Below are 23,997 nucleotides of genomic sequence, written 5' to 3'. Positions count from 1 at the left end.
GCGCCGGCGGCGCCGACGACCAGGTGCCACTGCTTCTTCAATAGTGTTCACGTGTCCACCTATTTAAGTGAACACGATGCTCCCAAGACTTTTAACGCAACTCAAGATGAGATGACCGGGCGCTTACGGTGATATTCGGCAGGTCTACGTGCGACTCGACATGGCCGCAAGCTACGTCTTGACGGACCGCTCCCACTGTATCGAGCGCAATGTCGCCCGTGCCGAGCAGAATGAACCGCGGGCTCGGGACCTGCTTAGGCCAGCTCGAAGAAATCTGCTTGATAAGTACTGCCAAGTTTTCGTACCTGCGTCGCTTGTCGCCGCCCCCCACCGCGACCGCAATCGTAAATATCTCTGCGCTTGCGGCACCCCGGTCTGAGATCGTCAACGCGGGTGCGATCGGGCCAGATTCGAGCGTCGATTTGAACACGCGCGCAATCTGTTCGTACGAAAGCTGAATCCTCGAAAAATTCTCGTCCCTTCGGTGCCCCATAATCGAAAACCACGGAGTGAACGGATGGTATTGAATCTTCTTTAAGATGGTTTTCGTAGTAAGGCTTTGGACTATCACCATGTCATACCGCTTATCGCAGTCGTCCAGCGAACGGGACACACGCCGGAACCGGGCATCGCTGACAAAAAGCTCCGCCGGACCGTGTGGCATGCAGAGGTCGATGGATATGCGCGGGTCGATCAGAAACCTTTGTGACAGATCCATAATGGAGTCACCGATAGTGGCCCAGTCGTAATACCACAGCAATTTTTTGACTTTTTGGGGCGCGGCATTGGCTATCAAAAGCTGCTGACCGGAGAGAAGCATCAAGGCGGTTCGCTTGACCGACGAAATAGATATCATGTCGATAGGTATAACACCAAAGTCCAGTTCATTGCGGACCCTTGGCGATTCATGGATGCAACTGATGATATTCGCGCCGGCTGCGTTCAGGCGAATATGTGCTTTGACTATCGCTTCCCCTTCCTTACCACCATCCATCTCGGCGAATTAAACCGCACGATGCTCATATAGTGCCACACATAAGTCGCCGCAAACACCACCACAAAGCAAACAGATGCAGCGTATGCCGCCAGAGCAACGTCGCCGGCACGACTGCGATCAGGCATAGCAGCCAGAGATACGGCGACGTCAGCGAGTTCCGCCGCGTCAGCTCGCGAGCGGTACGCGCACCCACCGCCCAGCGCATCAAGCGCTTATAAACCAGCATATGCAGATGCACGCCGTCGGGAATCCCAGGCGACATCCCGCGAATGAACTTCTTCCGGTAGATCGAGAAGCAGGTCTCGAAGATCGGGTACATGAAAAGCAGCACCGGATATCACTTCGACGCATCGCGATTACGGATCACCAGCATTTCCGACAGCTCGGCAAGCATGATGCCGATGGAATGCGCCCGGCCGTCGCCAAGGGGAGTCAACACAGAGGCGTTCCCTTGACTTCTTGTTGAACGTGGCATGCTCAACTCATCGAGATACTGCCCTGCGATATGGCCATATGCCTGCCTGCGTCAGTCAACCGACAGTCTTGGCCGGGCACCGTCGAACTTCGCAACCCGACGGGCGGACGCGAGACTGGAGCGCTAGCAGGCGTTGAGACGCTTCGTCGGCCCGTGTGGGGCGATGATGGCTGTCAGGAGAGAAGCTTCTCTCGAGCGCCGAATTGCAGCCATTGAAGATATCACGACTTAAATCACCTCACTGATCCGTATGAAACTGTAAGTTATCCTAAATAATATTCCGGTAATTCTTGCGGATGGTAGATGAACTTGTCCGTTCCCTCTGCAGTCAACAAAAGGAAATGCAAATGAAACAGAATGAGGCACTGTTTTCTCTTATGGGTACAGATACACCCCGTAGTATCGCCTGCCCGCAGGAACCGGCTGGGGATTTCACTGAGCCGACCGGCGGCCGCGATGGCTGGGTGGAGCGTCAACGCCGTTTGTCTCTTCCGTTAACAAAAAACGTGGCAGCGGTGGTGCGGGCAATGTCCGACCGTGCGTTTGTTATACGCCGTGGCGTCATAATTGAGCAAGCACCAGGCACGCGCAACCCGATGACGTGGATCGACTGTCTCGCTGTGACTGAGTTTGGAGCGTTTGTCATTGATCGATACGATTGGACAGGGACCGTGAGGCGTACGATAAACGAGGACGAACTCCTTGTGCATGAAAAGCCTGGTGTTGTTTCGGTGCGGACGTCTCCATTACGCAGGGCGAAGCCCGCTCTCCGGCATTTGCGTGGCCTACTGGCCGAATACGGCTGCCCGGTCGAATGCATTGCAGTATTCGCCGCATCGCACTGTGTGCTTGATCCCACGTTGCCTGAAACAATTCTGCAAGCGTCTGAGTTCCATCATTTTATGCGTGCGCGGTTGAATCGCTTTCGCGACAGCCATCGCCGATACCTTGATTCCGAGAGAATCGGCAAATATTTACAGTTGCGATGTGCGGATTGGGGCAAGAGCTATAAATAGGGCGAAATGTTGCTTTACTGGCTTCGGTCATTAGGCAACCTGGTGACGCTTCATGATCTTCACCCAGCTTCTGTGGCATGTCATTAATGCTTTGGGGGGCCGGCGCTATCAAGAGCTAACACGATATCCGTAGCCAACGTGCGGTAGTTCGAGACGAGGCGTCGGCGGTTCTCCGTGACTTATTCGGCTTGTGATTTTTGAATAGTATGCCTGAATGAATGATCGAGAATCACGAGCTTCATGTCATAGCACGAAGCCACGCTATGGATCTCGCCGTGATTGCCCGCAGCAGTCTGCCACTTGAATTCAGGCGGGAATTCCGCAAGCTCGCCCGAGGTCGAGTCACCTCGACGTATGATCAGCGCACTGGTGCCAAGGAGCCGGTGCCGGCGGAAACACAATGTCGGCGGGTGGCAGGGGTATTGGCGGGATTCGAGGGGCTGCGCGCCGGCGGATGTGCGTTACAAACGCCGCTAAACTTCTCCAGCAAGCATTTGCGGTTTCTCATCAGTCTTTGGTCCGTGCAGCAGATGACATTTCAGGAGGTGGCCGAGAGACTCGAGCATTGGCGCGAGTTTTTATTGTGGATCAGAAAGCGCGTGCTCATTGTCCTGCTCAATACGACTCTTATCTCAGGTGCATCGAATGTCCATAATGAATATCTCCGATGCTCGCATGCGGCTACCTATTCGCGACCAGACATTCCGGTGCTCACACCTGATAAGGCCATGGAGGCCATCATGGAGCACTGAGGCAACCTGCGCAAGGCGGCTCGCGCGCTGGGGACCACGACACATTCCGTATGTGAGGCCCTCAGAGAGGGTCGTCCACAAGACAGGCAGCTTGTTCCGGGGCTCACGATTCTGACCTGACGCTTGACTTCTTCTGGCACTCGATACGCTGGTTTCACCTACGTCAATAAAGGAGAAACCAGCATGCTGATTCAAACAGTCTTCGGGCTGATGGTCGCGTTGTTCTACGCGTATGTAAGCTTCAACGATAAGCTTTTGCCCGATGCAGACCCTTCGAAAGGGCGGACGCCCTCTTCCCGGGACCGCGGGGAGGAGGGCGAGAGGCAGGTGTCGGCCGAGTTGCGGTGGCACCTCGCGCGCCTGTGTGGCGACGACTGGTTGGTACTGGACGGTCTTATCCTGATTCACGCGCCGGGAAGCACGTTTCCGACCGCTGAAATAGATCATCTGGCGATCACGCCCTTCGGAATTTTCGTGATCGAAACGAAGCATTGGACCGGTGTCGTGACACGTGGCGAAACCGATGAGACGCTGACGCTGACGACGGTTGATGGTCAGCGGCTCGTGCGCACGTCGCCACTCCGGCAGAACGCGGCAAAGGTGCGGTTTCTGCGCGACTTGCTCCCACCTCGCCTGTGGATCGTTGAAGGACTAGGTGTCTTTTCGCATGAAGCGGCAATGGTAGCTCCCACGCTTCCAGCGGCGCTGCTCGAGCGTAGCGAACTTTACCGGCATCTGAGGGTACGTCAACAGCAGTTTGCGCGCACCGGGACGGGGCGCCTGCCCATTCGCACGATCGCCAACGTGATCCTGCAACATGCAGACACGCGTCCGGAAGCTCTAGCTGAGCACCGGGAACGCATACAGGAGGCCCGCGCCCGCGGACAAGGCTGAGCCGGACCTAACGCTGCTGACATGGGGAGGGATAAGCCGCGCTCGCCGCTTCTCCTTCCCCACCATCATCCATTTAGGCGACCTGAACCGTACAATACTCACATACGGCCAGACATTCGCGACCGCAAACACCCCCATTAAACAATTGCGAGCGTATTTCGCCAGAACGACGTCGCCGGCACAATCGCAATCAGACACAGTAACCAGAGATTGGCCGACGTCAGCGAGCCCCGCCGGGTCTCACGCGCAGTCCGCGTGCCCACGCCTAGCGCATCAGCCGCATACAACCAGCATATGCAGATGACGCTGTCAGGAATCCCTGACGACATCTGGCAAATAAACTTCTTCCAGTCGATCGAGAAGCACGTCTCGACGACACCGGACACACGAAGAACAGCACCGGATGCCACGCGGACATGCCGCGATTGCGCGCGACCGGCATGATCGACAGTTCGGTACTCCTGAGCGATGCCGCCACACCGGGCAGTCGCTCACGCGACTGCTGGAGGAACTCGCGTGGACGACTCCGCTGCCATCTTTGCGCAAGCCTTTGCGCCGTAGGTCAACGTCCGTCCAGTCCCCTCCACGATGGCCGCAGCAGCGCTCACGCACTTTCTGCGGCATACGGCGCGCCTCGCCCTCAATCTGACCGCTTTGACAAGACTCACTGCCGCCGGCATTTTTTCAGACGGTCGGGACGCGTGTTACGGGCGCCCGGCCATGGACACCCGGTAGGTGGCGACGTCGAGATTCGTTGCTTACTGTGGCTGCACGCTCGACCGGGCTACGGTTTTCCGGGCTCGATGCCAAATTGCAGTTCTTCATATTCCGTGCGACGGTCTAACGACCGAGCTGTCTTGATTTCTCATTGATCTCGGCAAGATGAAATCACCGAAAGCGATTTCATTGATCCATGCACTCCAAAACACTGTATTGCCGCGGTCCCGGCGTGAGCGAGGGTTGCGCGGAACGCAGAGGCGGTCATAAGGACGTTCGCAACAACCCTCCCGATGGCGTTCGCCACAACATCCGCAATTCTGGGCGCGTCGCAGCTTTACCGGCTGGCCGGGTTTTCACTCGAGATCGTGGTGCGTCAGGCTGTGGGTTGCTTTATCCGGCTTCGAGCCAGTCGGAGGGCGCCCTCCGATGAAGCCGAAAGCAGCGATTGCGCATGAACAACATCGATTGAAGCGGCCCGCGGCGCTCGCTGACGTGGAAATAGCGCATCTCGAAACGGTGGTCCGTTACTTCGTCAACACTCGCGCGGACGATGCTTCGGAATACTTCGGCCCAGGATATTGGCTCGCTCGCATCGCAGACATCGGTGAGCAGTTTTATCTCGTTCCTGCTCAGCAGCGACGTCTCACCGCGTTGCGGACAATGCTTGTGGGTGCAGCACCGTCAAAACCGGCCGCGTGTCCGCATAAGTGCCGCGTATGCAGCCATTGACATCCGATAGCCCCCTCAGGTGTCCGATTCGCAACTTCGGCAATCACGCGGGGCAAGATCATCGCAGATCTTGCAGATATCAGCCTTGAATCTGTCGGAGGTGATCGACGCGGTCCCCAACCGCACCCGCTCTCCACGGCTACCGGTACATGATTGCCTGCGACCGGCTGCAACATGAATTCCGGAGGGAATTCTGCCGGCTTGTCCAGGCTGCGGTTACCAGGACTTATGATTGGCTTACTCTGGAAGGATCCCGTGCCGCCCTAAACTCAATGTCTCCGTGTGGCGGACATATCGGTGGGTTTGAGAGGTGGATACGCTCCGCAAACACGTGGAACTTAGACAGCAAGCATTTGCCGGTGGTCATCAATCGCTGGTCCACGCAGCAGCGGACATGTGAAGATGTGGCCGACAGAATCGAGCATTGTTCTTGGTGGTTGAAACGAAGCATTGGACTGGTGTGGTCCCACACGGTGAGTCCGGCGATGCGGTCACGCTTACGCCGGTTTTCGGGCAGCGGTTCATACACGCCTCGCCAATAAAGCGGAGCGCGGCGAAGCTTCGGTTTCTGCGCAATCTCCTTTCGCCGGGGCTGTGGGCCGTCGAAGGGCTTGGTCCCTTTTCCATGAAGCGGTAGCGTTGGCTACCATGCTTGCAGCGGCATTACCTGAGCGTAGCGAACTGTATCGACACCTGCGGGTGCGCCAGCAATAGTTTATGCGCATCGGGATGGGGCGCCCGCTTATTCGCACGATCGCCGACGTGGTCCTGCAACACGCAGGCACGCGCCCCGAAGCCCTCGTTGATTACCGGCGACTCATACAGGAAGCTCGCGCGCGCAGACAAGGCTGAGCCGACCTAATGCTGCCGATATGGGGAGGAGTGGGCGGCGCTCACCGCCGCCCCTTCCTCACCACCATCCACTTAGGCGACTTGAACCGCACAATGCTCACATACAGCCAGACATACGCCACCGCAAACACCACCACAAAACAAAACAAATGCAGCGTATGCCGCCAGAACAAAGTCGCCGGCACAACCGCAATCAGACACAGTAACCAGAGATAAGGCGATGTCAGCGAGTTCCGCCGGGTCAACTCCCGCGCAGTCCGCGCACCCACCGCCCAGCGCATCAGCCGCTTATAAACCAGCATATGCAGATGCACGCCGTCGGGAATCCCTGGCGACATCCCGCGAATAAACTTCTTCCGGTAGATCGAGAAGCAGGTCTCGAAGATCGGGTACATGAAAAGCAGCACCGGATACCATGCCGACACATCGCGATTGCGCATCACCAGCATGATCGACAGTTCGGCCAGCATGAAGCCGATGAAATAAGCGCCGCCGTCGCCGAGAAAGATCAGCCCCGCCGGGAAATTCCAGATGAAGAAGCCGAGCACCGCACCCATCATCATGAACGAAGCGGACAGCACGATCGGATCGGACACCTGGAACGCCACGTAGGCGAGCGAGGCGAACATCATGAACGCGACCATCGAGGCGAGGCCATTGAAGCCGTCGATGATATTGATCGCGTTGGCGAGCGCGGCAACCGCCAGCACCGTCACCGCGCAGGAGATCACTGCATACGAGAGCAGGAAGTCGAGCGGCGGCACGCTGATGCGCGTCACGGCGATATTCAGGAGGAAATAGGCGAGCGCGGCGGCCGCCATCGTGCAGACGAGCCTCGCGAGCGGCGACACGCGCTTGGTCAGATCTTCGACCAGCCCCGAGCCGAAGGCCGGCATGCCGCACGCAATCAGCCCGAGAATGCCGCCTGACACGGCCGGGTAGGCGTGATGCAACTGCACGGCGGAGACGATCAGTCCGAGCAGAATCCCGGCCCCGCCGATGCGCGGAACCGGATGCGCATGGAATTTCTGCACGCCGGACAGATCGGTGTCGGTGGAGAATTTTTCATGCAGATGCGCATAGCGCACGATCAACAATGTGATCAGCAGTGAAACGAGGAAGCCGAGCGCAAAACTGAGCATGAAAGTGGGCCTGAGCGAAGACGCCGAATTATACAAACGAAACGCCCGGGGTCCGGAAAAGCGGCGGCCCAGCGCGACTGCGCGAAGATCCCAGATAGTGAGGCGCAAAATGCCCGCAAACGCCCGCCAGTCATGGATTCCACCTATTTAGCAGGCGCCGCGCGACCTCGTTAACCTGGATGCGGCGAAGTGTAAGTCACGCGCAAGAAAGACGGCACGCGCACCTGCCAACCCGTTTTTCGCCGCCGATCGGCAAGACGTTCCGGAGACCCAATGCTAAACAACATCACAATTCGTGGCGGCCTGACGCTGGTGGTCAGCGTATTTGTCGTCTTGCTGCTGACAGTGATCGGTGTCGGCTATGGCGCGCTCAAGCTCGCCAACAGCAGTCTCGACGACACGCAGCGTAGCGCGGCCGCGCTGGCTCATCTGAAGGCGAGCTCGGAGAAGCTGCTGCAGGTTCAACTGGCGCTAGGTTCGTATCAGACGCTCTTTAGCGTCGGCACGCAGACCGACGACCTGTTGCCGGCCGCGAACAAGGTGCTGGTCGAATCGAACAAGGACTTCGGCAATTACATGACCGGCCCGTTTGCCAACGAGAGCGAGCAGAAACTCGCGCAGAGCGTGGAGCAGGCGCGCAGCGCGCTGCTCGACAAGGCCATCGAACCGGAATTCAAGGCGCTCGCCGATTTCGATTTCAATACCTTCCGCAACATTCAGGGCGAGACGGCCAACGGCTTTTACGCCGTCTATTCGAAAGCGATCGACGCGCTCCAGCGGTCGCAGGTGGACAGCCAGCATCGGCAAGCCGAAACAGCGGCGCAGCGTTTCCAGATCGCGACACTGCTGTTTGCGGCCATCGGCGCGGTTGCGATCGTGATCGGCGTGGCGGCGCGCATCGGTTTGTCGGCGGCGCTGATCAAACCCGTCAACGCGACAGTCAAGCACTTCGAGCGGATCGCCGCTGGCGACCTGACGGGTGCCATCAAGATCAGATCGCGGAACGAGATGGGCCAGTTGCTGACAGCGTTGACCCGGATGCGCGAAGGCCTCGTCGAGACCGTCTCTAAAGTGCGCGGCAGCACGACGGCGATCACGCAGGGAGCGAACGAGATCGCCTCCGGCAATGCGGATTTTTCTTCGCGCACGGAGCAGCAGGCGGCCGCGCTTCAGCAGACCGCCGCGAGCATGGAGCAATTGTCCGCGACGGTGAAGCAGAATGCGGACAATGCCAAGCAGGCCAACCGGCTCGCTCACGGCGCGCTCGACACGGTTACGCGCGGCGGCACGGTGGTCTCGCGGGTTACCGAAACGATGGATGGGATCAGCGAGTCGTCGCGCAAGGTAACGGAAATCATCGGCATGATCGAAGGCATTGCGTTTCAGACCAACATCCTGGCGTTGAACGCGGCGGTCGAAGCAGCTCGCGCCGAGGAGCAGGGACGAGGCTTTGCCGTTGTCGCCTCGGAAGTGCGAAGCCTGGCGCAACGCTCCGGTTGGGCGGCGAAGGAGATCAAGGATTTGATCGGCGACTCGGCCGCTAAAGTAGAACAGGGGTCGACGCTCGTCTCAGACGCACAGAAGACGATTCACGAAGCGATGGATGCGGTCCAACGCGTCACGGGTGTGATGAATGAGATCGAGGCGTCAGCGCTCGAACAGAGCGACGGGATCGAACAGGTGAACAAGGCCGTCTCGCAGATCGATGAAGTCACGCAACACAATGCGGTTCTCGTTGAGGAGGCCGCTGCGGCGGCCAAATCGCTGGAAGAGCATGCGGTTGCGTTGCGGGATGCCGTCGCTGTGTTTCAGGTGGACGATTAGCTTGCCGGCGATATCAGCCCTCGCGCGCATGAGAAGCTCAAACCGCTGCGCGCAGAAGGGCCGATATCCTTGTGGCTTAAGTCTGAGCGGGTGCGGTCATGATAAAAAAACCCGGCCGAGCTTGCCGGGTATTCAATTTTGCGACCGGCGCGCCTGAGAACGAAGATAAGTCTCGTGACAGCCTCACGCGAGGCATCCCTCGGCTGACCTCGAATTCTGCCGCTCTCCGCTACAAAAAAGTACGCATGCTCCGCCCGGCAACGAACGTCCGCCGCAAATAAGCCCTCTCAATTCCGCCGATCGTGCGGGCTATTCCGCCAGTGTCATCGAGGCAACATTCTTTGCCGGATATGCTGCACTGCGAGATCGGAGGCAGCACGATGATTCGTGCAAACTTCGAGCGTGTCCATTGACGCTTCTTTTGGCCGACCGCGCGCGAGAGGGAAACACTCTGTCATTTCCTCCTCGATTCGAGTGGTGGCTTGCCCTACGCAAGCCAGCGACACTGAGGTAATTGAAATGATGACGACATGTCAGCCATACCGCCGTGGTAATCGTCTGTTAGAGGCTCTGCCAACGGATGAGCTGGAGGCGCTGATTCCTCAGCTTGAACTCGTCGAGTTAAGTCCGGGTCAATTGCTATCGAAATCGGGAGAATTGATTCGAACTGTCTATTTTCCTGTCACTGCGATTGTCTCTCTTCTCCAGACCATGGAAAACGGCAGTTCGGTTGAAATCGCCGCGATCGGCAGGGACGGAACGACTGGCGTACCGATCCTGACGGGGGGAGACACCATGGCAGCAAGCGTTCAGGCTCAATGTGGCGGGTTTGCCTACCGAATAAGTGCAAATGCTCTGCGTGAAGCATTGCGTCATTCTTCGACTTTGCGCTCTTTGTTGTTGCTGTATATGCAGGCTCTTTTGACACAGGTCGCGCAAACCGCGGCGTGCAACAGGCTGCATCGACTGGACGAGCAACTGTGCCGCTGGCTGTTGGTCGACATCGACCGCTCGGGCACAAGCGATTTGCATGTCACGCATCAACTGATTGCCGACATGCTTGGTGTGCGCCGTGAAGGTGTGACCGAGGCGACTGGCAAGCTTTGCGACGCCGACCTGATCCATCACAGTCGTGGCCGGGTCAGAATTCTCGATCGGATTGGACTCGAAGCTCGGGCGTGCGAGTGCTACGCGATCGTCAAACGTGAATTCGATCGCCTCTTGCCGCGTATGAGCGCAATGGAGGCCAAGCGTTAAGCGGCGCAATATCAACGTGCTGCGCCAAGTTCACCCGTCAATCAGTGTTGCGCGCCGCCATCGTCGCGGTTATTCCAGGAGGCACGATTCAAGTACGGGCCACCCGGTAAGTCTGCGTGCAGCAGCAGGATCGAGTCCTTACCTCTTGCCGCCTTCCCTTCTCGTGGGGTTCGGCGCGAAACGAGAACATGCGTTACGAGACAAATGTCAGTTCGCGCCGTCGACGTCGATTTTCCTTTCCGGCACTGGCCCTTAGACCAGGCGGAGAGGGCAATGGGTGGCTAGTTGTGCGCGCTCTGCTTGCGCGCATACTCGTATGCCCGTCTGGCTTCTTGCGTTGATCTTCGGCACCCTCTGTCTTCCGGTCGGCGTCGCCATAGTGAACCGCCCCGGATTCTGAACTGACCCCCGAGAGTTGGACACAACCTTGGAGTTTCCGTGAGGAAATTCGATGTAAAGTTTAAGGGGAAGGTGGTTCGCGAGTATTTCGCTGGCAAAGGGGGCTATAAGCTCCTTGCAGCGAAATTCGGTATTGCTGAAAGCATGGTGAGGCGATGGGTGGCGGCATATCGTCACCATGGTAACGCTGGGCTCATCCGGCAGCGTGGTGCTTACACCCTTGAGTTCAAGCTTGAGGTGATGCACCGGGGCGTGGCTGAGAACCTTTCCTGTCGAGAGCTGGCTGCCATTTACAATATCGGCAATCCGCACAGCATCACGATGTGGCAACAACAGAAAGCACGGGGAGAGCTCCGTTCGCTAAAGGGCATGCGCCCGTCGGGACAGGATGTTTCGGTGCCAGCAAAGAAAAAGACCTCGAACCAGTCGTTGGAAGCTCCGCGATCTGAGGAGTCAGACCAACTGCTTCGTGAGAATCAGCAGTTACGCGCGGAGGTCGCGTACCTAAAAAAATTCAATGCCTTGGTTCTAGCAAAGAAGTTGGCGCGGCAGAAAGAGCCAAAATAGTGCTTGAACTGAGGCAGGAATTTCCCTTGACCGATCTTCTCCAGGCTGCGGGGTTGCCACGCAGTACGTACTACTATCGGGCCAAGACGTTGGCCGCCCCAGACCGGCATGGTGGGCTCAAGGCGAAGATTCAGGCTGTCTATGCTGCACATCGCGGCTTGTATGGCTATCGTCGCATCACCTTAACTATCCGCAGTGATGGCGAGCTAGTCAATCACAAGAAGGTGCAGCGCCTCATGAACGAATTGGGAATCAGGTCGAGGGTGCGCCGGAAGAAGTTCCGGTCATACCAAGGCGAGGTCGGCGAGGCCGCTCCGAACCTGCTCAATCGTGAATTCACCGCATCGAGCCCAAACGAGAAGTGGGTTACCGATGTGACCGAGTTCCGGGTCGCGGGGAAAAAGCTGTACCTTTCTCCGGTCATGGACCTCTACAATGGGGAAATTGTTGCCTACGAGTCGAGCCATCGCCCCGACTTCCCGATGGTCATGGGCATGCTCAGGAAAGCTGTCAAGAAATGCAGGAATGCGGCTACACCGATGCTTCATTCAGACCAGGGTTGGCACTATCGCATGCAACCGTACCGAACGGCACTGGCGCGCTACGGAATGAAGCAAAGTATGTCGAGAAAAGGAAATTGCTTCGATACGCGGCCATGGAGAGCTTCTTTGGCACTCTGAAGGCCGAGTACTTCCATCTCACGGACTTCGAAGACGTCGACGCATTAAGGGCAGGCCTGAAGGGCTACATCAACTACTACAACCGGCACCGCATCAAATCGAAACTTGGTGGACTGAGTCCCGTGGAATATCGAATGCGAGGGGGAAAAAATTAACGTTTCAACGTCCAACTCTCGGGGGTCAGTTCAATTCCCGGGGCGGTTCATAGCGTCCGATGCCTAACCCCTAAGCCAGCGATTCATCCGTCCCCAAATTTTCGTGTTGGTCGCGAATCCAGTAAAGTATGATGTTTGGCGACAATGCGCGTCACATCTTCGCGCCTGCGTGTGTGTTCACATGTTGAATCTCGCGCCCGACTGCGTGCGGCGGTCTTTTCGTAAATCGCGAACGAGGTGAATCGTTATTCATTCAATCTCGCCTCAATTGCAAGGGCCAGTTAAATGCTAAGCGTGCTGACACATTTCTTATGCTTTATATTGGGTTTATTCGTCGGCGTTTTTGTATGCGCACTATGTGTCGCACGTTCCAGGACGCCGCGAGACCATCAATAATTCCTTCCTTTGGTCGCGCACCGAGGCTGATCCGGGATCGTGCTGAACACCGAACACCGTATCGTCTCGCCGCTCTGGCGCGGAGCCAGCATTCGAGGTCTGTTGTCTATCCAGGAAATGGCGGCTCTACCATGCCGCTTCAAGGGATTCTCCGTCGCACACAGTATCTGACTCGAACATCGCAGTACGACAGAGAAACCGAATTCGCACTGGGTTTGCGTTTGTGAACTGTTCCAACCACGTTGCGCTTTTGTCAGTCCAGTGCCTCTATCACTGACTGTCAGTCCAGCGTCGACAATCTGATTCTCTGCTGGCCCGGCCATGCTTGGCATACCGTGCGTTCGCGCACAGTATCGCTGGGCGCGGGTGGGTATCGTCGTGGAGATGCGTGAAGAAGGCGAGCGCGCGACTCGTATTGCAACACCCTTCAATTTATTTTCAGCAGGCAGATTGAGCCGCTCTCCGCCAAGCGTTAGAGCTTGGTACGACGCGCCGCGACTGCTTGTTGTCGAGAAACAGTCGGTCGAATGCGTTTGGTGGTGGGGCTTGTGTCATTGGCCGGCAAACCACCGTCAAGTTCAGGGATATAGCAAAGACTGTTTTCTTTCAGTTTCATTGCAGTTTAATCGGTGCCGACCTCAGGTTCTGTTTGTTTGCGAGATTTCGTAAGTGATGTGCGGTCACCAGGGGTTTGCGGTCGTACTGTGTTGATGGTTGTGCGCGCAAGCATCTACGTCTTTATCAACGCAATGTGTAGGTCTGACGCGCTCATCCGCGGGGATACGCCCAACCTCAGCCACTTGGGAACTATCACCGCTGGATAGGCAAGGCCTGCGCCGACTCCATCTTGTCCATGAGATAGCAGCAATGCAAACCCGTTCGGTTGCGGAGCCAGTCAGTCAGCGCTCAGATCACCACATACCGCCTACATCCCGGTCGCTGCCGGCTCTGCGTGCAATTGCGCATATTTATGACCGATGCCGGCACCGGCCGCATGCAAGCAGCGGCTTCTTCAGCCCAATGGAAAATCGCCCGGCTGTCGAGGGACGCAAAGGTGAAATACATCGATCAGGGCAATATCCGCAAGGCGCATGTAGAACGCTTACCCTTCATATTGGCTTCGTACAATCAGTGCCTCGTCCCCTGCTTGCCCCAGTTGAGCTAAGTGGTTCGCCTCGGTTCGAACCCGTTTACTCGCAGTCGCAGCAGTGCTCGCTAATGCATGCCTGGAGACTCACAGGGGCTTGAGAAAAACCGCTATGGAAAGGACGGATAATACTCGCGTGCTGGTGTTCGTATACGCCGGATACATCATGAGGTATCTATACCTCATCGTGGTGATTCCCTTCTACGGGCGCGTACTCGGTTTGACGGAGTACGGTCGCGTGCTGGCGGCAATGTCGTTGATGAACGTCATCTGGATGCTCGTCGCCTACGGTTTTGCCGTGGTCGGTATGCGGGATGTATCGAGAGCCCAGGAACGCTCCGAACACAATGCAATATTTTCGTTGCATGTGAGTGCCCGTGCGCTTCTGGGGGTGCTCGGCGGGGTAGTTGGCGTGGTCGCAACGTTCTGTTCGCCAGTCCTTTCAGAACGCCCGATCATCGGTATTCTCGCGACCTTATTGGGCATCGTGAACGGGTCGAATCCCGCTTGGCTATTTCAGGGGCGCCACCGGTTCCGCACGCCCATCATGCTAGAGGTCATTGGATTCGCGATGAGTCTGGTACTGGTGCTTTCGCTCGTCCACGCCCCTGCGGATTCGTCTTGGGTGTTGGGAAGTTTGCTGATCTCAGGCGTTACATGCTCGGCAATTGCCTATGGACTGACGATTGTCGACATTGGACGACCGCGACTCAGTCTGAGCGGCGTGAATCAGTTGATCCGCGGGTCGACCATGCTGTTCTGTTACTCCACAGGATCGGTCATCCTGGTCTCTCTTTCCACCTATCTTCTAACGCTGCTTTCCACGCCGGCAGAAGTCGGCTATTTCGGCGCGGCAGAGCGGTTTGCCGCGATCGGACTGAGTCTCATGGGGCCGGCCGCGCAGGTTTTCATCCCGACCATTTCACGACAGCTTGCGCAAGGCGACCATGATGGCGCGTCGGCGACAACTCGTCGTGGGGGGGCATTACTGATCGGCTACGGACTCCTCGCCTTGTGTGGCGCGCTGGTGCTATCTCCATTGCTGCTGCCACTGATTCTCGGCGAGGCGTTCGTGCCCAGTGCTCATGTCCTACAGTGCTTTGCATGGATGTTTCCCTTTGCCGCATTCAATCAATTCATTAGCTTTTATGTATTCGTTCCGTTAGAGAAGGATCGCTCGCTTGCGTTTGCAGGGGTGGCCTCCGGGCTCGCCAATCTCGCCGCAGCGCTCTATCTCGGGCCTCGGTATGGCGCGATGGGTATGGCGGTGGCGCGAGTGATCAGTGAGGGGACTTTATCTTTGACGCTGCTCTTTCTTGCCGCCCGATATGGCCTGCTGCTCGACCTGAGTCGAGACTTTGCCCGCGCATTTGGCAAGCTGCGTTTCGCATCTGGGGTCGGCGTGGGGGCCAGAAAAACCGATGAGGAAAGCTGAGGAAGACATACGACGTGCGGCTTGATACCGCGCGGAGCCCATAAAAAATGACGCCACACTCGTGGGTGTGGCGTTGTACATGTATAAGCCTCATCAGAGCAAAGGCAAGCCAGGAGCAGCAGCAACCTGACTAGGGCCCCGGCTGCGGGGCGGCACGCTTCGAGAGATTCAGGGTGAACTTGTACGCAAACCGGCAGGACATACCTCGGTAACGTCCTCAGCATCGAGAATTCTATCGTGGAGGAATTGCTCGAACTGGTTGATGACGGTCTCACGCGCCGTGCGCGAAAAGAGTGCGTGATCGACCCTGTCTAGCACTTTTGTCGTGACGTTGGTCAGCGCGCCAAGTTCGCTGCCGGTGGCCCCGAAATGAATCGTTAACTCTTCGAGTCCGGTGTCGAGCGAGCCATAGATCAGTGACGTCTGAACGCCCTTGTGCTCGAGGCCCGCCATGAGCCGACGGATGGAACCCGTCGAAGTGGCAAAGCCGATACGGCGCTCAAATGGCCCGCTAAGGCGTGCAAGTACGCGCGCACACCGGCGGCGGACGAGTTCGGCGAAGATCGTCATCCCATTGGCCCGGCCCGTGAGCAGCCGTATCCACTTGCGCAGGTCACGGATCGCGCGCCAGTAGACGAGGGTCGATTCGACAGACTGGGCTCCTGGCCGCATAAGCGAGCGGCGCCACATAAAGAACGGCAAATTGACCGACATGCAGCCCACTACGCCGGGATGCGCCAAGGCCGTATGAATGCTGACGTATGCACCCGAGCAAACGCCGAACATGACGACTTTCGGATGCCCGGCCTTCAGCAACCAATCGACACCGGCCTTTGCATCGTTCACGCCGTGACGGGCGTACACAGCGCCGAGCGTCAACGAATCGTCGCGGCGCTGACTATCGCCCAGCCCACCGAGGTCCATGCGCAACGAGGCGATGCCTTGCGCAGCCAATCGACGCGCCATCAGCACAGCCACACGAGCTTCGCCCACCCGATGAGCCCCGCCCGTGTTGACGAACAACACGGCCGGAGCACCTCGGATTGGGCTGCGCGGCCGGCAGTACATACCGACGTAGCGCGCGCTGCCGAATACCACGGGTGTCTCATAGCCCGCCGCGAAATCGATACGCGCGCCGGACGCCGGTGCAAGCGTGTCGGGCGCAGCATGTTTTTGCATCCCATGCGGCAAGCCAAGCCATGTGAGTAACCTGTCAAAAGCTTCCCTGGGAGGCTGGCTGTACCAGGCATCGACCAGGAACTTGTCGTACTGGGGAAAGATCTGCAAGTCCGCGTCGATGCCATCACGGCGAAACCTTTCGAGCAATCGGCTTGTATAAGCGTTGTCGAAGGAATCGTGGATCAGCACGCGCCGCGCGACGGGACCGGACCGTTTTTCGAGGTTTACCGCGGTCAGTTGTTCGAGTGTGTCGGGATAGAGCGTAAAGCCATAAGCGCCCGTGGTGCGTCCGTCGTCATCGGATGGAGCAACCCGCAAGCCATCAGCCGTGCTAAGCCAGCTGTTGTGCTGCATGGCCAGTTCCCGCACGTAGCGCCTGCCACTTATGACGGGTGCAATCATGACCAGGATATCGACGCCGCCCATTTCTTCCGCTGCAATGGCTGCTAGCGTCGCACCCAAGCGCATGCCGCAAAAGATCAGGCGTTCGACACCGGTAGTAGCGCGCAGATACGCAGCCGCCGCCTTGATGCTGTCGATCCATGCCCGAAATATGTCCGGATCTTCTTCATTGCCGCTTGAATCGCCCGTGCCGGGATAGTCGAAGCGTAGCGTGGGAATGCCCGCTCCGGCTGACAGCGAGTCAGCCAGTTCGCGCCAGCCTCGAAAGACGCACAACGCCTCGTAGCCGAAAGGATTGCACAACACCGCGCCTATATTTGCCTGAGAGCTGGCCGGCCGATGAAGCCAGCCCAAGCAACCGTCGAAAGTAACCGGCGTCGTAGTTGGATTACTTGTCATGGTAGTTTGTGGGCGCACGCGGGCGTGACTGACTGTGCGCTGCACTCTTCTCGGGCGCGCACCAAGCCAATCGTATTGACGAGGGAATTGATACTCCGAAACAGGTCGTAGGTAATCAAATCACCCGGCGTATCGATGTCGAATGCATCTTCAATTGCCATCATGACGCGGACCGAGCCAAGCGATGACAAGCCGGCAGCATAGAGATCGTCGTTATCGCCGAGGGTTTCGACTGGGACGTTCAGGCAGCCCGTTTCTGAGAGAATGCGGCGCAAGTCGGCTTTCATCTTTATTTCCAAAGATCGAAACACTGTTCGTAGACTATTCGATGTGCTAATGCTCTTTGCTGCGGTTCGCGTGGATTCTGGAGATTTTTCGACCCTAACCGACGGTCTGGCCGCGCATGTACTCTGCCGCGAGCGCCTTCCTGTCGATTTTGCCATTCACGTTGAGCGGCAGCGTGTCCACGATAACGATCTTTTCAGGCACGGCATAAACGGGCAACTGCTGCCTGCACGACTGCAGAATCTGCGCAGCATCGATAGAAGTATTCGTGACAAACGCAGTGAGACCGATGGCGCGGCCGACCTCGTCCAGCGGCCATGGAACAACGGCGCACAGCGCACCGTGGCTGCAGCCCTGGACGACATGTTCGACTTCTTCCAGTTCGACACGGTTACCGCAAATCTTGACCTGTGTGTCGAGCCGTCCCTGAAACACGATTCCGTGCCGCGCTGACTCGCGCGCGGCGTCCGAGCTCCGATACCAGCGTTGTGCGCGCTGGCCCGGAAACGTCTTCACGACAAATCGACTGTTGCCGGCCTCGCTGGATAGCAGATAGCCGCCTGCAAGTTGCGGGCCGCCGATCAGTAATTCGCCCGTTTGTCCAGGGGCAACGGGTTCGAGGTCGGGATCCACGATCAACAGCTCCATACCCGGTGTCGCCCAACCGAGCGGCACGGAAACTTGTTGCGGATCGTCGAGAAACTCGGCGGTTACCTCGAAGGAAGTGCATGATACGGTGGCTTCAGTCGGCCCGTAGATGTTCCTCAGGCGGCTGTTTGGTGCGGCCCGCATCCATGCCTGTGCCAGCGAACAGGATAGAGGCTCGCCTCCGAACAGGGTGAGGCGTAGACTTGGGAACTCATCGGGCCTCAATTTGCGCAGCTGACGCATGAAGCCTGCGACGGACGGCACGCTATTCCAGTGAGTGATCTCGTGAGTCTTGATGAACCCTGCGTTGTAAACAGGATCCGCCGTTTTGGGCACATACAGGCAGCCGCCGTTGGCCCAGCACACGAACATGTCGTGTATCGACGGATCGAAGCTTAGCTCGCAGAATTGAACGTAGCGTGCATCGGACAATTTCTCGCATTTTTCTTCTAGCTGCAATTGGCTTCGCACATACGCCACGGTGTTCGCGTGTGAGATTGGCACGCCTTTGGGAATACCGGTGGATCCGGAAGTAAAGAGTATGCAGGTCAGGCTGTCCGGTGTGGCGGCCGGTTGCACATATGGCGCGTCCTTCAGCCGTGGCAGCCCATCGGGAACGCCCGGCAGGAGCGAATCTTCGGCGTTCCCGTCGATCAGGAAAATCTGCGGGAACTCGTCGAGCAAAGACCGCAATTCATCGAGCAAGGGTGCGCAGCGGCGATCGACCAGCATCAGAGTTGCACCGGATTGCTCGATGATTGCCGCGACCCGCGCCGCCGGCCACTTCGGTATAAGCGGAATATAGGCCATACCGGCGTCCAGGATACCCAACAAGCCGACGTAGCCGTCGAGACTGCGCGAAGCGAATAGCAAGCAGCGACTGGTGCCTCCGGCCGGTGCCGCCGCGTTGAGTCCTGCCGATACGCGACGCGCGCGCGATGCAATTTCGCCATAGTCGTAGAGGCGCTCGTCGACCCATAGCGCCGGTTTATCGGGCTGCCTGACTGCGGTATCAATGAAGAAGCTATGCAACATTTGAATGCCTCGATCTATCAAAAGTTACGTTGGCTAACCTTCCGACTCTGCGGCTTCCGAACCATGACGGTATCTGGCAGCATTGAAACGGGAGTCAGCCCTAGCATTTCGTTACTTTCGGACGCTATGTGCAGACGATTAACGCGTTTACGTAACATGATTCCACTACGTTGCACTTCTCGCATTGGACTCGTCGCTGCGTTGCCCTTGGCTTCCAGAGGATTGTTAAACAGACAAAATGATGGGCGAATGATGTTCGCGCGACACCCGGCAACACCGGATTTTCAGGAAGCTTAAGTTTCAAAGAGGCGGCCCTCTGTGCGATACCGCCCACAGACTTTGATTTTAGGAGCATGCGCACCGCGCAAAACCTGGAAAACTTGCTGCAGCTTCGATCTAGTGTGTGTTCTAGAAGAAAGCTGGCGAATTTATTTTTCCAAATTCTCCCTCATTTACAACAATTCGCCCGATTTTTCACACGAACTTTCCAACGTTCGGCTCCGCACAGACGCCGGAATTTACTGCAGGGAACATGCAACACATCTATCGCAGACCGTTGGCACCATTGTGGCCTCGAGGCTGTCGTTGTGGCGTATGGATCGTCTTCTTGAGGGCGCTCAGAATTCATTGACGAAAACAGCCGGGAATGCCACTCGTCGAAAGTAACGACCAGCTGACTGAACCCACCCCCGCTGCATAAGTCGACGGAGGAAGCGAACAACGGTATAGCGGCAACGCAGGCAGGCCGGGTGACTGATCCCGCGCGGTGCCCGTCAGATTATCCAGCGAACAATGGGGTCACTATTGCCGACGTTGCTGGAACTGTACGCGAACGTGAAGACACCTGGCGAAAAACGTGCGGCGGCAAGCGACGGCTTTCTGCTCGAGCACAGGGTCGTCACGACGGTTGGAATCGGTCGATTCCTGGGTTGAAACGTGGTTGGATCTGAAATGAAAAATGAACGTGGACAGAACCTGCTGAAACGCGTCGACCTGATATTGGGCGGTGCCTTGTTATACCTGCTGGGGGCGCTTCGGAAAAAGCGACGCCCGCCGATCCAGTGCAAGACGGTAGGGATCTTTGCCTTCGCTGCGATCGGCGACTCAATTCTGTCGTCAATAATTATTTCCGAGTTCCGGAAAGCAGAAAATATCTCCAGAGTGGTTGTATTCGCGTCGCGAAGCAATGCACGCATCTATGACTTATTCGATGGCATCGACGAAGTCGTGATAGTGCCTTTGACCAGCCCTTTGAAGGCGCTCCAGACAATCAGAGAGTACGAAGTGGATGTCTTGATCGATACTTCGCAATGGCCAAGGATTTCAGCGCTATTAGCGGCCTTCGCGAGGGCAAAGTTCACAATTGGATTTAAAACAGCCCATCAATTCCGGCACTACGCATACGACATCAGCGTTGAGCATGGCGACACTCTTCACGAGTTGGAAAATTTCAGACGATTATTGCGTCCGTGTGGAATCGATTCGACGGAATTTCCCAAAGTAACTAAAGAGCTCCGACCCACGGGAGCGCCACTGGTCATGGGTGAAAAATATTTTGTCTTTCACCCTTGGGCCTCCGGGACCCATTTTGAAATGCGCGAATGGCCTTTGGAAAACTGGTGCGATCTTGCCCGGATATTGATAGATAACGGCTACGCCATTGCCATAACAGGTGGTCCGGAAGACGCCACGCGGGCCCAGCGCCTCGTGGACCTGATTGGCAGCCCGAAAGTTGTCAACCTGGCAGCCAAAGTGAGTTGGACAGAGGTGGTTGGAACAGTCAGGCGGGCGCAGTGCATCGTCTGTGTCAATACCGGCGTCATGCATTTGTCTGCCATGCTGGACACCCCTGTCGTCAGTCTGCACGGTCCAACCAATCCGTTTCGCTGGGGACCGGTCAACAAAGATCGTGGAGTCATTGCGGTGTCCAGGGAGGAGGGTGGAATGTTCCTCAACCTCGGATTCGAATATCCAAGAAACGCAAAGAACGTGATGGGAAAAATAAGTGTTGCTACTGTCGCGAATGTTTTGAGTGAAGTCTATTCGATCAACCTAGGCCGCCATGACAAAAAACCCACCGGTGAAGCTCTCGCCTCCTGATTTCGGCTGCGCTCGATTACTTGTCGTGGGCGATGTCATGCTCGACTGGTACTGGCACGGCTCGACCTCCCGCATCTCGCCCGAGGCGCCGGTCCCGGTCGTCCATGTGCAAACTGAAGAGACGCGTGTCGGTGGCGCGGGGAACGTCGCACTGAACGCGGCAGCGCTTGGGGCCCGCGTACGTTTTATCGGCGTGGCCGGACACGACTCGCACGCCGATCGAATAGAAGAGTTGCTGAGCATGGGCGGCGTCGACTGCTTCCTTCAACGTGTCGTGGGCAGCAAGACGATCACCAAGCTCCGCATTCTTTCCCGTCATCAACAGATGATCCGGGCGGACTTCGAAGACCATTTCCCCGAGCGTAACGGTGAGGAGCTGATTGCCGCCTTAGAGCAACGATTGCGCGAGGTTGATGCCGTCGTGCTGTCCGATTACGCCAAAGGGTCACTGCACGATTCAAAGAAGCTGATTTCCGCCGCTCGGCAGGCGGGGAAAGTCGTGGTCGTCGATCCGAAAGGAACGGACTTCGAGCGTTACCGTGGCGCCACCCTCATTACGCCGAACCTGTCCGAATTCGAGGCGGTTGTCGGGTATTGCGAGAGCGACGCCGCCATCGAACGGAAAGCGGCCGCTCTCTGCGATGCGTATGACCTCGAAGCCGTGCTCATCACCCGTAGCGAGAAGGGCATGACTTTGATCGGGCGCAATCGTGCTCCATTGCATTTGACGACGCGCGCTCGCGAGGTATTCGATGTGACGGGGGCTGGGGACACCGTCGTTGCCACAGTGAGCGCCGCGCTAGGTGCCGGCCTGTCGCTGGAGGAGGCAGTCGTGCTTTCCAATGTCGCAGCGGGCATCGTCGTCGCGAAGTTGGGAACAGCAACGGTTCGTCATTCTGAGCTTGAGGAGGCACTGCGGCACGAATTGCATTCTTCGCGACGAAGAAACCTTCTCACGCGAATCTCTTTGCTGCCTTGGCGAACGAAACGTCGTGCGGATAAGCAGAGTGCCGTGAGTACCTGATTCGGCGACTCCGTGTGCGCGGCACGTCAAAAACTGCGCAGCGTGTGCGGGCGCATCGTGCCGTTTGTCAGCCCCTTTTCGACGGTCGATTGATCAGCGTAGTGGAGCAATACCCGATGAAACAGTTTGTTGGAAAGATCGACGAGGAGTGCATAGATACGGCAGTGGAGGGTGCGCGGCCGGCAGACGCAAGCCCGGCACAGTGCTGCCAGTGGCCGGGCCCGTCCGGTGGATTTGCAATCAATGGCAAGTTCGTGTCGCAACGCATCACGGGAGTGCAACGTGTCGGCTATGAACTTGCGACGGCGTTCCAACGCCTATTTTCGGAAAATGCGGAACCCCCTTTGTTGATTCCCGTCAACTCACGGACTGACGTGATCCTGCGAAAGACAAAGAGAGTCGGGCGCTGGTTCAAAGGATCTCTATGGGAGCAACTGGCGCTGCCATTCGCGGTTGGCGATCGAACGCTTCTCAGCCTTTGCAATATGGGCCCATTGTTTGGTCGTCGACAACTCGTGATGATGCATGACGTGGCGATCTACGATCTGCCGGGAAACTACTCCTGGAAATATCGTCTTTGGTACCGCTTCGCATTTTCTATCCTGAAGCGGACCGCCGTACACATCGTGACTGTGTCGGAATTCTCCAAAATGCGGATCATGGAGCGTCTTGGCGTTGATGCATCACGTGTCTCGGTCATCTGGAATGGCGTTGACCATTTTGAAAAAATCATACCCGAGACCGCAATTCTCTCTCGGTTGAGTCTACGGAACGACGGCTACGTACTCGCTGTCGGCAACCTGTCTCTAGGGAAGAACCTTCCGCGCATACTCGCCGCAATGGAGCGTCTTAGCGATCGACCTGACTGGAAATTTGTGGTGGTTGGCGGACGCGATGTGCGCGTCTTCAGTTCACAAGCAAAGCCCAACGATAACTTGTCGAAAAACATCATCGCAACGGGATTTATATCGGACGGTGAGTTGAAGGCGCTGTACGAAAATGCAGCGTGTTTTCTGTTTCCGTCACTATACGAGGGATTTGGATTGCCGCCGCTTGAAGCGATGTCTTGCGGGTGTCCTGTCATCGTATCGCGCGAAGCTTCACTTCCGGAGGTGTGCGGCAATGCCGCAATGTACTGCGATGCTCATTCGCTCGACGACATCGTCGATAAAGTGCGGCAGATGATGGACGACGCGGCGTTGCGCGAAACCTGGCGTGAACGTGGAAGGGCGCATGCCAGGAACTTCCGGTGGGACCGGTCCGCGCGTCAGTTGCTTGATGTCCTTGAGCGTGAGCTCGCAGGCGGTGTGGAGCGCTTGAATGAAACGGAGTCTGCACCATCGCGCGTTTAGGTGTTGCACATCAATGCGAATTCGACGAAAAAAAGCGGCCGTGAAGCCCTGCCGATCCAGTTGATGCCTGTGCGTCCGGGGTTCTACTTACGTGTCGCGAAACGCACCGTGGCCCGGCTCCACTAGATGATTATGC

The 23,997-nt window shown here is 57.2% G+C and carries 15 protein-coding genes and 3 pseudogenes; 10 read left to right on the top strand and 8 right to left on the bottom strand.

Annotated elements, in window-relative coordinates; genetic code table 11:
- Positions 1-91 precede the first annotated feature (91 nt).
- The gene (locus NE850_RS36190; protein WP_310700154.1) at positions 92-994 is read right to left on the bottom strand and encodes a hypothetical protein; all 903 of its coding nucleotides are present in this window, start codon (positions 992-994) and stop codon (positions 92-94) included.
- Positions 964-1,424: pseudogene (locus NE850_RS36185) on the bottom strand (glycosyl transferase); the annotation flags it as partial. The gene NE850_RS36190 and the pseudogene NE850_RS36185, both read right to left, overlap by 31 nt.
- Positions 1,425-1,819: 395 nt before the next feature.
- Between NE850_RS36185 and NE850_RS36180 the strand changes: the two are divergent.
- The 3 genes from NE850_RS36180 (at position 1,820) to NE850_RS36170 (ending at position 4,134) form a co-directional block, all read left to right on the top strand.
- Positions 1,820-2,488 (top strand): nuclease-related domain-containing protein, encoded by a 669-nt coding sequence (locus NE850_RS36180; protein WP_310700153.1) that lies wholly within the window; start codon positions 1,820-1,822, stop codon positions 2,486-2,488.
- A 263-nt stretch (positions 2,489-2,751) separates the two neighbouring features.
- Positions 2,752-3,240 carry a hypothetical protein gene (locus NE850_RS36175; RefSeq protein WP_310700152.1) on the top strand — a complete coding sequence of 163 codons (489 nt, stop codon included), beginning with the start codon at positions 2,752-2,754 and terminating at the stop codon, positions 3,238-3,240.
- Positions 3,241-3,423: 183 nt separating this feature from the next.
- Positions 3,424-4,134 (top strand): nuclease-related domain-containing protein, encoded by a 711-nt coding sequence (locus NE850_RS36170; RefSeq protein ID WP_310700151.1) that lies wholly within the window; start codon positions 3,424-3,426, stop codon positions 4,132-4,134.
- A gap of 45 nt (positions 4,135-4,179) precedes the next feature.
- Here NE850_RS36170 and NE850_RS36165 read toward each other — a convergent pair.
- Together NE850_RS36165 and NE850_RS36160 are read right to left on the bottom strand one after the other, a co-directional pair.
- A pseudogene (locus tag NE850_RS36165) lies at positions 4,180-4,588 on the bottom strand (glycosyl transferase); the annotation flags it as partial.
- Positions 4,589-6,476: 1,888 nt separating this feature from the next.
- Positions 6,477-7,577 (bottom strand): glycosyltransferase, encoded by a 1,101-nt coding sequence (locus NE850_RS36160; RefSeq protein ID WP_310700150.1) that lies wholly within the window; start codon positions 7,575-7,577, stop codon positions 6,477-6,479.
- A gap of 273 nt (positions 7,578-7,850) precedes the next feature.
- On the opposite strand from NE850_RS36160, the gene NE850_RS36155 reads away from it, so the two are divergent.
- The 3 genes and pseudogenes from NE850_RS36155 (at position 7,851) to NE850_RS36145 (ending at position 12,459) form a co-directional block, all read left to right on the top strand.
- Positions 7,851-9,401 (top strand): methyl-accepting chemotaxis protein, encoded by a 1,551-nt coding sequence (locus tag NE850_RS36155; protein WP_310700149.1) that lies wholly within the window; start codon positions 7,851-7,853, stop codon positions 9,399-9,401.
- Between the two features lie 522 nt (positions 9,402-9,923).
- Positions 9,924-10,658 (top strand): Crp/Fnr family transcriptional regulator, encoded by a 735-nt coding sequence (locus NE850_RS36150; RefSeq protein ID WP_310700156.1) that lies wholly within the window; start codon positions 9,924-9,926, stop codon positions 10,656-10,658.
- A gap of 438 nt (positions 10,659-11,096) precedes the next feature.
- Positions 11,097-12,459: pseudogene (locus tag NE850_RS36145) on the top strand (IS3 family transposase).
- 868 nt (positions 12,460-13,327) lie between these two features.
- Here NE850_RS36145 and NE850_RS36140 read toward each other — a convergent pair.
- Positions 13,328-13,471: a hypothetical protein gene (locus NE850_RS36140; protein ID WP_310700148.1), complete on the bottom strand. Its 144-nt coding sequence runs from the start codon at positions 13,469-13,471 to the stop codon at positions 13,328-13,330.
- A gap of 643 nt (positions 13,472-14,114) precedes the next feature.
- Here NE850_RS36140 and NE850_RS36135 point away from each other — a divergent pair.
- Positions 14,115-15,437, top strand: coding sequence for a lipopolysaccharide biosynthesis protein (locus NE850_RS36135; protein ID WP_310700147.1), 1,323 nt, complete (start codon positions 14,115-14,117; stop codon positions 15,435-15,437).
- A 168-nt stretch (positions 15,438-15,605) separates the two neighbouring features.
- Here the strand turns inward: NE850_RS36135 and NE850_RS36130 are convergent, their stop codons facing one another.
- From NE850_RS36130 to NE850_RS36120, 3 genes are all read right to left on the bottom strand, one after another.
- Positions 15,606-17,462 carry a serine aminopeptidase domain-containing protein gene (locus NE850_RS36130; RefSeq protein ID WP_310700146.1) on the bottom strand — a complete coding sequence of 619 codons (1,857 nt, stop codon included), beginning with the start codon at positions 17,460-17,462 and terminating at the stop codon, positions 15,606-15,608.
- Complete coding sequence (locus NE850_RS36125) at positions 17,414-17,704, bottom strand: acyl carrier protein (RefSeq protein ID WP_310700145.1); 291 nt, start codon at positions 17,702-17,704, stop codon at positions 17,414-17,416. The genes NE850_RS36130 and NE850_RS36125 overlap by 49 nt, the downstream gene beginning before the upstream one ends.
- Positions 17,705-17,798: 94 nt before the next feature.
- Positions 17,799-19,385, bottom strand: coding sequence for an amino acid adenylation domain-containing protein (locus NE850_RS36120; RefSeq protein WP_310700144.1), 1,587 nt, complete (start codon positions 19,383-19,385; stop codon positions 17,799-17,801).
- A gap of 951 nt (positions 19,386-20,336) precedes the next feature.
- Here NE850_RS36120 and NE850_RS36115 point away from each other — a divergent pair.
- The 3 genes from NE850_RS36115 (at position 20,337) to NE850_RS36105 (ending at position 23,861) form a co-directional block, all read left to right on the top strand.
- Complete coding sequence (locus NE850_RS36115) at positions 20,337-21,485, top strand: glycosyltransferase family 9 protein (protein ID WP_310700143.1); 1,149 nt, start codon at positions 20,337-20,339, stop codon at positions 21,483-21,485.
- Positions 21,448-22,509: a D-glycero-beta-D-manno-heptose-7-phosphate kinase gene (gene rfaE1, locus NE850_RS36110; protein ID WP_310700142.1), complete on the top strand. Its 1,062-nt coding sequence runs from the start codon at positions 21,448-21,450 to the stop codon at positions 22,507-22,509. The genes NE850_RS36115 and rfaE1 overlap by 38 nt, the downstream gene beginning before the upstream one ends.
- A gap of 116 nt (positions 22,510-22,625) precedes the next feature.
- Positions 22,626-23,861 (top strand): glycosyltransferase family 1 protein, encoded by a 1,236-nt coding sequence (locus NE850_RS36105; RefSeq protein WP_310700141.1) that lies wholly within the window; start codon positions 22,626-22,628, stop codon positions 23,859-23,861.
- Positions 23,862-23,997 lie beyond the last annotated feature (136 nt).

It is taken from the genome of Paraburkholderia sp. USG1 (genome assembly GCF_031570135.1).
GTDB classification, from domain to species: domain Bacteria; phylum Pseudomonadota; class Gammaproteobacteria; order Burkholderiales; family Burkholderiaceae; genus Paraburkholderia; species Paraburkholderia dioscoreae.
The sequence above is the reverse complement of the archived record's forward strand: the minus strand, read 5'-3'. Positions and strand labels throughout refer to the sequence as shown.